This window comes from Pseudomonas sp. P7758, from assembly GCF_013386485.1.
Taxonomy (GTDB): Bacteria; Pseudomonadota; Gammaproteobacteria; order Pseudomonadales; family Pseudomonadaceae; genus Aquipseudomonas.
Map to the genome: position 1 here is coordinate 1 of NZ_JACARS010000231.1, position 7,931 is coordinate 7,931.

Annotated in this window: 7 protein-coding genes; all 7 read right to left on the minus strand. The window is 61.2% G+C overall.

Annotated features, from left to right (window positions below; translation table 11 throughout):
- Positions 1–48: 48 nt before the first annotated feature.
- The 7 genes from HX873_RS30960 to hslV all read right to left on the minus strand — a co-directional run bounded on the left by HX873_RS30960 (position 49) and on the right by hslV (position 7,876).
- Positions 49–669 (minus strand): TetR/AcrR family transcriptional regulator, encoded by a 621-nt coding sequence (locus tag HX873_RS30960; RefSeq protein WP_003209312.1) that lies wholly within the window; start codon positions 667–669, stop codon positions 49–51.
- Between the two features lie 27 nt (positions 670–696).
- Positions 697–2,379 carry a class II poly(R)-hydroxyalkanoic acid synthase gene (gene phaC / locus HX873_RS30965; RefSeq protein WP_003209314.1) on the minus strand — a complete coding sequence of 561 codons (1,683 nt, stop codon included), beginning with the start codon at positions 2,377–2,379 and terminating at the stop codon, positions 697–699.
- A gap of 101 nt (positions 2,380–2,480) precedes the next feature.
- Positions 2,481–3,326, minus strand: a complete 846-nt coding sequence (gene phaZ, locus HX873_RS30970; protein WP_003209316.1) for a poly(3-hydroxyalkanoate) depolymerase — start codon at positions 3,324–3,326, stop codon at positions 2,481–2,483.
- Positions 3,327–3,500: 174 nt separating this feature from the next.
- The gene (phaC, locus tag HX873_RS30975) at positions 3,501–5,180 is read right to left on the minus strand and encodes a class II poly(R)-hydroxyalkanoic acid synthase (RefSeq protein ID WP_102605853.1); all 1,680 of its coding nucleotides are present in this window, start codon (positions 5,178–5,180) and stop codon (positions 3,501–3,503) included.
- Positions 5,181–5,429: 249 nt separating this feature from the next.
- The gene (locus HX873_RS30980) at positions 5,430–5,807 is read right to left on the minus strand and encodes a gamma-butyrobetaine hydroxylase-like domain-containing protein (RefSeq protein WP_177123763.1); all 378 of its coding nucleotides are present in this window, start codon (positions 5,805–5,807) and stop codon (positions 5,430–5,432) included.
- Between the two features lie 162 nt (positions 5,808–5,969).
- Positions 5,970–7,307 carry an ATP-dependent protease ATPase subunit HslU gene (gene hslU / locus HX873_RS30985; RefSeq protein ID WP_008439258.1) on the minus strand — a complete coding sequence of 446 codons (1,338 nt, stop codon included), beginning with the start codon at positions 7,305–7,307 and terminating at the stop codon, positions 5,970–5,972.
- A 38-nt stretch (positions 7,308–7,345) separates the two neighbouring features.
- Positions 7,346–7,876, minus strand: a complete 531-nt coding sequence (hslV, locus tag HX873_RS30990) for an ATP-dependent protease subunit HslV (protein ID WP_003209323.1) — start codon at positions 7,874–7,876, stop codon at positions 7,346–7,348.
- Between the last annotated feature and the right edge of the window lie 55 nt (positions 7,877–7,931).

Below are 7,931 nucleotides of genomic sequence, written 5' to 3' on the forward strand. Positions count from 1 at the left end.
ATGTATTGACTGACACTCCGCTTTCGCGAGCAAGCCCGCTCCCACATTTTAGTCCGCGTCGTCCAGGTAGCGCAGCGCCAACCTCTCTGTCGCCAGCCTCGCCGGCATCAGCAGATGCGGGGCCACCAGCATCATGATCTGGTACACCACCACCCGCACCTCACCTTCTCGGTCGAGAATCCGCTGGTAGTCCAGGGAAAACAGCAAGGTCATGGTGATCTGTTCCACCAACTGCCCCAGCGCCTGGGTTTCACTGACCAGTTGCCCATCCGTCTTGAGGCGGGCCAGCAACGAGGCCAGCGTGCGCTTGAGCGCCGTCAGCAGGTTGCGGATGCCCTTGGCCAGTTTCGGCAAGCGGCCCGCCAGGTTCGACAGGTCCTGGAACAGAAACCGATAGTGCGCCATGCGCTCCACGATCAGGTGCAGGAACAGCCAGTAATCCTCGGCCGCCAGTTGTGCGTCTTCCGGCGGATCGAGCAACGGCGCCAATTCGTTTTGAAAGCGCTCGAACAGCCCGAGCACCAACGGTTCCTTGCCATGGAAGTGGTAATAGAGATTGCCGGGGCTGATCCCCATTTCATTGGCCACCTCCATGGTCGACACGTTCGGCTCGCCCTTGTGGTTGAACAACTGCAAGGCACATTCAAGGATACGGTCGCGGGTCTTCATCCAGTCTTCTTAAAGTCGTCGTGGGGCTCAGCGGACTCGCACATAGGTGCCCGGCGCCGCTTCCATCGGTGGGTAATTCTGGTTGCCCAGGGCGGTCAGTGTTTCGCGCTGCACACCGGAGCGCTGCTGGATCCACGCCAGCCAGTTGGGCCACCAGCTGCCCTCGACATGATTGGCGTCGTAGTACCAGGCGCGCGGGTCGCTGCTCAGCTTGAGGTTCTCGACGTAGTTGGCCTTGGGGTTGCCCGGCGGGTTGAGGATGCTCTGGACATGCCCGCTGTTGGACAGAATGAAGCGCTTGTCGCCGCCCAGCAGCTGGGTGGAGCGGTACACCGCGTCCCACGGCGTGATGTGGTCGTTGATGCCGCCCACGCTGAAACTGTCCACCGTGACTTTCTGTAAGTCGACGGGCGTGCCGCACACCTCCAGGCCGCCGGGATGGCTCAGCGGGTTGTGCTTGAAGAAGTCCAGCAAGTCGCCATGCAGCGCGGCGGGCAGGCGGGTGTTGTCGTTGTTCCAGTACAGGATGTCGAAGGCCGGCGGTTCCTTGCCCAGCAGGTAATTGTTGATCCAGTAGTTCCAGATCAGGTCGTTGGGACGCATCCAGGCGAATACCTTGGCCATGTCCCGGCCGTCGAGTACGCCTTGTTGGTAGGAGCGGCGCTTGGCGGCTTCCAGCGTCTGTTCGTCGGCGAACAGGGTGGCGGGGCTGTCGATCTGGCTGTCCAGCAGGCTCACCAGGTAGCTGGCGCTGGAGATGCGGCGCAGCTGGCGCTTGGCCTGCAGATGGCCTTGCAGCGCGGCGATGGTCAGGCCACCGGCGCAGGCGCCCATCAGGTTGACCTCACGGGCGCCGGTGATTGCGCGGGTTACGTTCAGCGCTTCTTCCAAAGCCGCAACGTAGGTGGACAAGCCCCATTCGCGGTGGCGTACATCCGGGTTGCGCCAGCTGACCATAAACACTTGCAGGCCATTTTTCAGGGCGAACTGGACGAAGCTGTTGTTCGGGCTCAGGTCGAAAATGTAGTACTTGTTGATTTGCGGCGGCACCACCAGCAGCGGCTTGGCGTACTGTTTTTCGCTCATGGGCTTGTACTGGATCAGCTCCAGCAGTTCATTGCGAAACACCACCGAACCGGGTGTGGTGGCCACCGTCTTGCCGACTTCAAAGGCCTGCTTGGTGACCTGGCGCGGCAAGCCGTTGTTGTGCAGCAGGTCGTCGAACAGGTTGCTGACGCCACGCACCACGCTGTTGCCGCCGGAGTTGAGCAGCTCCTTGATCGCCAGCGGGTTGAGCAGGGTGTTGGATGGCGACACCGCATCGTTGAGCAGGGCAAAGGCAAAGTGCGCCCGCGCCCGGTCGTCGGCGCTGAGGTTGCTGTCGTCGATCCAGTGGCGGGTCTGTTTTTGCCAGCTCAGGTAGGCTTGCAGGCTGCGCCGATAAAACGGGTTGAGCTGCCAGGTCGGGTCGGCGAAGCGGCTGTCCTTCGGGTTCGGCTCGTGCACCGTTTCCCCGAGCAGCACGCGGCCCAATTGCCCGCCCAACTTCAAGGCGTGACGGGCGGTGTGCACCGGGTTGCGCAAGCCGTGTGCGGCGACGCTGCGCAGGGTCGAGAGCAAATCCCGGCCGCGCAGGCCGGTGATCGCACTTTCAATATTGATGAACGCGGCGGGTGTGGGCACCGGGTTCGATACGGGTCTTTCTCGCATGCGCCAACACTCCTTCGTCAAGCCATCAACAAGCACGCCAATTCAGAACCATAGTCGGTTCTGGCCAAGTTGCGCGGCGCGGTCGTCCTGACCGCCGCCGTCTAAAGTGCGGGTTGCGGGTGAATCACCGCCCTCAGGCGTTCCTCCTGGAGAAACTTCATGATGATCGGCGCCACAGCCTCGGCCCGGGTAATCAGGAACAGATGGCCGTCGTCGATGATGTGCAATTGGGCGTTGGGAATACGCCAGGCCAGCATGCGCATGTTGATCAGCGGGATCAGCGGGTCGTCGTCGCCGGCCAGCACCAGGGTCGGCTGCTTGATCTTGTGCAGCCAGTGGATGCTGGTCCAGCCAAGCCCGGCGAACAGTTGCCAGTAGTAACCCAGCTTGCCCGCCGAACGCACTTTGCTCGCGTGTTCGGCGGCCAGTTTCGAATCCCGACGGAAGGAGCCGCCGTAGATCATCGGTGCAATGCGCACCACGTGGGACGGTTGGATATAACGCCGGGGGCTGGCCATCAGCCACAAGACTTTCGGCTTGCCCGGCACCATGAAGGCACCGGCGGCGGTGGCGGCCAGAATCAGCTTCTTGCAGCGTTCCGGATAGTCATAGGCGAACTGCTGCGCCAGCGCGCCGCCCCAGGAAACGCCCACCGCGTTGACCTGGCCATAGTCCAGGTAGTCGAGCATGCGCGCGGTGAGTTTGGCCAGGCCGGGAAAGCGATAAGGCCGGCTGGGGGTCGACGAGCCGCCGACGCCTGGCACATCAAAGGCAATCACTTCCAGGTCCGGGTCCAGGGCCTGGACGAACGGAAACACCAGCTCAAGGTTGGCGCCGATGCCATTGAAAATCAGCAGCGGCGTCAAGTGAGGCTTGCCCGGGCGTACCGCCGTGCGGATAGCTTGGCCATCCAGGTCGATGGTACGGAAGATGAACGGTTGCGGCATGGGCTTACCCTGCAAAGTGGCGCGCTATTCCCTGTCGGAACTCGGTCAGTGTGGGAGCGGGCTTGCTCGCGAAGGCGGTGAATCCGTCTCTAGATGCATCAACTGACACACCCCCTTCGCGAGCAAGCCCGCTCCCACAGTTGATACCGTTCCAGTCACAAAAGTGTGTGTGCTTTATCGTTCATGTACATAAGTGCCCGGCGCCGCTTCCGCCGCTGCATAAGTCTTGTTGCCCAGGTTCGCAGGCGCCTTCTTCAACTTGCCCGACCGCTCCGCCTGCCACGCCTGCCAATGCAACCACCACGAATCGGTGTGCTTGGTGGCGTTCTCCTGCCAGTCCAGGGCCTTGCCCGGCATCGTATCGCTGGTCTGGTAACGCGACTTGGGATTGCCCGGCGGGTTCAGAATGCTCTGGATATGCCCGCTGCTGGACAGCACAAACTCCACCTTGCCGCCAAACAGCTGCGCCGACTTGTAGCAGGACTGCCACGGTGTGATGTGGTCGTTGGTGCCGGCCAAAGAATAAATATCGGCAGTGACCTGCTTCAGGTCGATCGGCGTGCCGCACACTTCCAGGGCATTGGCGCGCACCAAGGGATTGTTCTTGAACAGTTCGATCAGGTCGCCATGGAACGCGGCCGGCAAGCGGGTGGTGTCGTTGTTCCAGAACAGGATGTCGAACACCGGTGGCTCGTTGCCCAGCAGGTAGTTGTTGACCCAGTAGTTCCAGATCAGGTCATTGGGGCGCATCCAGGCAAACACCTTGGCCATGTCGCGGCCTTCCAGCACACCGGCCTGGTAGGAATGGCGCTTGGCCGCTTCCAGGGTCTGTTCGTCGACGAACAACGCCACCTGGGTGTCCAGGGTGGTGTCCAGCACGCTCACCAGCAGGGTCAGGGCGTTGACCTTCTTCTCGCCCAGCGCCGCGTAGTGGCCCAGCAGGGCGGTGCAGGTGATGCCGCCGGAGCAGGCGCCGAGCATGTTGATGTCCTTGCTGCCGGTGATCGCGCTCACCACATCGACCGCTTCTTTCAGCGCCTCGATGTAGGTCGACAGGCCCCACTCGCGCTGGGCCTTGGTGGGGTTGCGCCAACTGACGATAAACGTCTGCTGGTTATTGCGCAGGCAGAAGCGCGCCAGGCTCTTGTCCGGGCTCAGGTCGAATACATAGAACTTGTTGATCTGCGGCGGCACCACCAGCAGCGGACGTTCGTGCACCTGCTCGGTGATCGGCCGGTATTGGATCAGCTCCAGCACATCGTTGCGAAACACCACGGCGCCTTCGGTGGTGCCCAGGCTCTTGCCCACTTCAAAGGCGCCCATGTTGACCTGGCTCGGCATGCCGCCGTTGTGCACCATGTCCTTGGCCAGGTTGGACAGGCCATCCAGCAGGCTCTTGCCGCCGGTTTCAAAGAAGCGTTTGACCGCCGCCGGGTTGGCTGCGCTGTTGGTGGGCGCCATGGCCTCGGTCATCAGGTTGATGACGAAGTGGCCGCGGCTGATGTCGTGTTCCGACAGGTTGCTGTCACCGATCCAGTCGTGCAGCTCCTTGCGCCACGCCAGGTAGGTTTGCAGGTAACGTTTGTAGAGCGGGTTCTGGGTCCACGCCGGGTCGTTGAAACGACGGTCGTCGGCCTCGGGTGTCAGCTGTGATTTGCCGAACACCACGTTCTTCAATTCGACGCCGAAATGGGCGACGTGCTTGACGCTGTGCAACGGTTGTTTGATGGCCTGGGTCAGCACCATCCGAGCGGATGCCAGTAAATCCTTTTTCCGTAACGCGATGATCGGGTTCAGCCCCAGGGTGTTTTCCGAGGCCTGGCGTTTCAAGTCATCGTTGTTCTTGTTACTCATCTACGACGCTCCATTGTCCGACAGACGAGTACCGGGTACCGCTGTGTACCACTACTTGCCACACAGCACAGCCTGGTACTACTGCTCGGGTGACCGTTAATACCGCATCGTCAAATGCAGGGAACTTGCCAGTTCCATTGGTTACCCGAGTTTAATTTTTTTCGCAAGCGGGCCAATCGTTGGCCACGACAGAGGGGCATTCAAGCAGATGGAATTAGAAAATGCCCACTAATGAGCAAGAGGCCTGGGCTAGAGCATCAGCCGCACGACCGACTGGCTCGGGTCGCGGGTTTTTCCGGCGGCTTTCAGCTCGGCAAGATAGTCAGTCCACAGCGCGTCCTGACGCACGGCCAGTTGATAGAGGTAGTCCCAGGTGAACAATCCGCTGTCATGGCCATCGTCGAAGGTCAATTTCAGTGCGTATTGGCCGGCGGGTTCGATCTTGGTCAAGCCGACATTGAGCTTGCCGAATTGCAGGATCGGTTTGCCGTGGCCCTGGACCTCGGCGGAGGGGGAGTGCACGCGAAGGAATTCGGCGGGCAGTTGATACACCTCGTCGGGACCGTAGGTGAGACCCAGGGTCCTGGAGGCTTTGTGCAGGTTGATGGCGGTAGGCAGTTTGGTCATTTGGGGAACCGCTCAGAGATGATCCTGAAGGAACCGGCTTTAAACTGTGGGAGCGGGCTTGCTCGCGAATGCGGTGGGTCAGTCACCGTTGCATAAACTGACCCACCGCATTCGCGAGCAAGCCCGCTCCCACATTAAAGCAGAGCGGTTCCTGCGTAAGGCTTACAGGATATAACGAGACAGATCTTCGTTCTGCGCCAATTCGCCCAGGTGGCTGTTGACGTAGTCGGCGTCGATCTTGATTGCTTCGCCATTCTGCGCGCCCGCCATGTCGCCGGCACTGAAGGACACTTCCTCCAGCAGGCGCTCAAGCAGGGTGTGCAAGCGACGGGCACCGATGTTCTCGGTCTTCTCGTTGACCTGCCAGGCAATCTCCGCCAGACGCTTGATACCGTCCGGCAGGAACTCAATCCCCAGGCCTTCGGTTTTCAGCAGCTCGCGGTATTGCTCGGTCAGCGACGCATGCGGCTCGCTGAGGATGCGTTCGAAATCGCCCGGCGTCAGCGCTTTCAGTTCAACGCGAATCGGCAGGCGGCCTTGCAGCTCCGGCACCAGGTCGCTTGGCTTGCTCAGGTGGAAGGCACCGGACGCGATAAACAGGATGTGGTCGGTCTTGACCATGCCCAGCTTGGTGTTGACGGTGCAACCTTCGATCAGCGGAAGCAGGTCGCGCTGCACGCCTTCGCGGGACACGTCGACGCCGCCGGAATTGCCGCGCTTGGCCACCTTGTCGATCTCGTCGATAAACACGATGCCGTGCTGCTCGACCGCTTCCAGGGCCTTGGCCTTGAGTTCTTCCTCATTGACCAGGCGCCCGGCCTCTTCGTCGCGCACCAGTTTCAGCGCTTCCTTCACCTTGAGCTTGCGGCTTTTCTTCTTGCCCTTGCCCATGTTGGCGAACAGGTTCTGCAACTGGCTGGTCATTTCTTCCATGCCAGGCGGTGCGGAGATGTCGACGCCGGACACTTCGGCGACTTCGATCTCGATTTCCTTGTCGTCCAGCTGGCCTTCACGCAGGCGCTTGCGGAACAGCTGGCGGGTGTTGGAATCCGAGCTCGGTGCGGCGTCTTCGTTGAAGCCCATGCGTGCCGGTGGCAGCAGGGCGTCGAGGATGCGTTCTTCGGCGGCGTCTTCGGCGCGATGGCTGACCTTGGTCATTTCCTGTTCGCGCAGCAGCTTCAGGGCAGCGTCGGCCAGGTCACGAATGATCGATTCGACGTCACGGCCCACATAGCCCACTTCGGTGAACTTGGTGGCTTCGACCTTGATGAATGGAGCATTGGCCAGCTTGGCCAGGCGCCGGGCGATCTCGGTTTTACCGACACCGGTCGGGCCGATCATCAGGATGTTCTTGGGGGTTACTTCAACGCGCAATTCTTCGGGCAGTTGCATCCGGCGCCAGCGGTTACGCAGGGCGATGGCAACGGCGCGCTTGGCATCGTCCTGGCCGATGATATGGCGATTGAGTTCATGGACGATTTCGCGGGGAGTCATGGACATAGTAATTGGCGGTCCTCAAGCGGGAATAAGCCTGCGGCTTATTCGGCGAGGTCCTGCTCCTCAATGGTCAGGTTGTGGTTGGTGAAGACACAGATGTCGCCAGCGATACCCAGGGCAGTCTCGACGATTTCCCGGGCCGACAGGTCGGTTTTCTTCAGCAGGGCGCTGGCCGCCGCTTGTGCGTAGCCGCCGCCGGAGCCCATGGCGATCAGGCCTTCTTCGGGTTCAACCACGTCGCCGTTGCCGGTGATGATCAGGGAGGCGTCTTTGTTGGCGACGGCCAGCATGGCTTCCAGGCGGCTGAGGGAGCGGTCGGTGCGCCATTCTTTGGCGAGTTCGACGGCGGCACGGACCAGGTGGCCCTGGTGCTTCTCAAGTTGGCCTTCAAAGCGCTCGAACAGGGTAAAGGCGTCAGCGGTGGCGCCGGCGAAACCGGCGAGGACCTGGCCGTGGTACAGGCGACGGACTTTTTTCGCGTTGCCTTTCATCACGGTATTGCCAAGTGAAACCTGGCCGTCGCCGCCCATGACGACTTTGCCGTGGCGGCGAACTGAAACGATGGTGGTCAAGGGGAGAGTCTCCACGCTGCGGGGCGAAAATGCCCTGATGGAACTCATATGGGGG

Excerpts from the sequence above, each read along its gene's own strand:
- HX873_RS30960 (WP_003209312.1), bottom strand. The coding sequence starts at position 669 with ATGAAGACCCGCGACCGTATCCTTGAATGTGCCTTGCAGTTGTTCAAC.
- phaC (WP_003209314.1), bottom strand. The coding sequence starts at position 2,379 with ATGCGAGAAAGACCCGTATCGAACCCGGTGCCCACACCCGCCGCGTTC.
- phaZ (WP_003209316.1), bottom strand. The coding sequence starts at position 3,326 with ATGCCGCAACCGTTCATCTTCCGTACCATCGACCTGGATGGCCAAGCT.
- phaC (WP_102605853.1), bottom strand. The coding sequence starts at position 5,180 with ATGAGTAACAAGAACAACGATGACTTGAAACGCCAGGCCTCGGAAAAC.
- HX873_RS30980 (WP_177123763.1), bottom strand. The coding sequence starts at position 5,807 with ATGACCAAACTGCCTACCGCCATCAACCTGCACAAAGCCTCCAGGACC.
- hslU (WP_008439258.1), bottom strand. The coding sequence starts at position 7,307 with ATGTCCATGACTCCCCGCGAAATCGTCCATGAACTCAATCGCCATATC.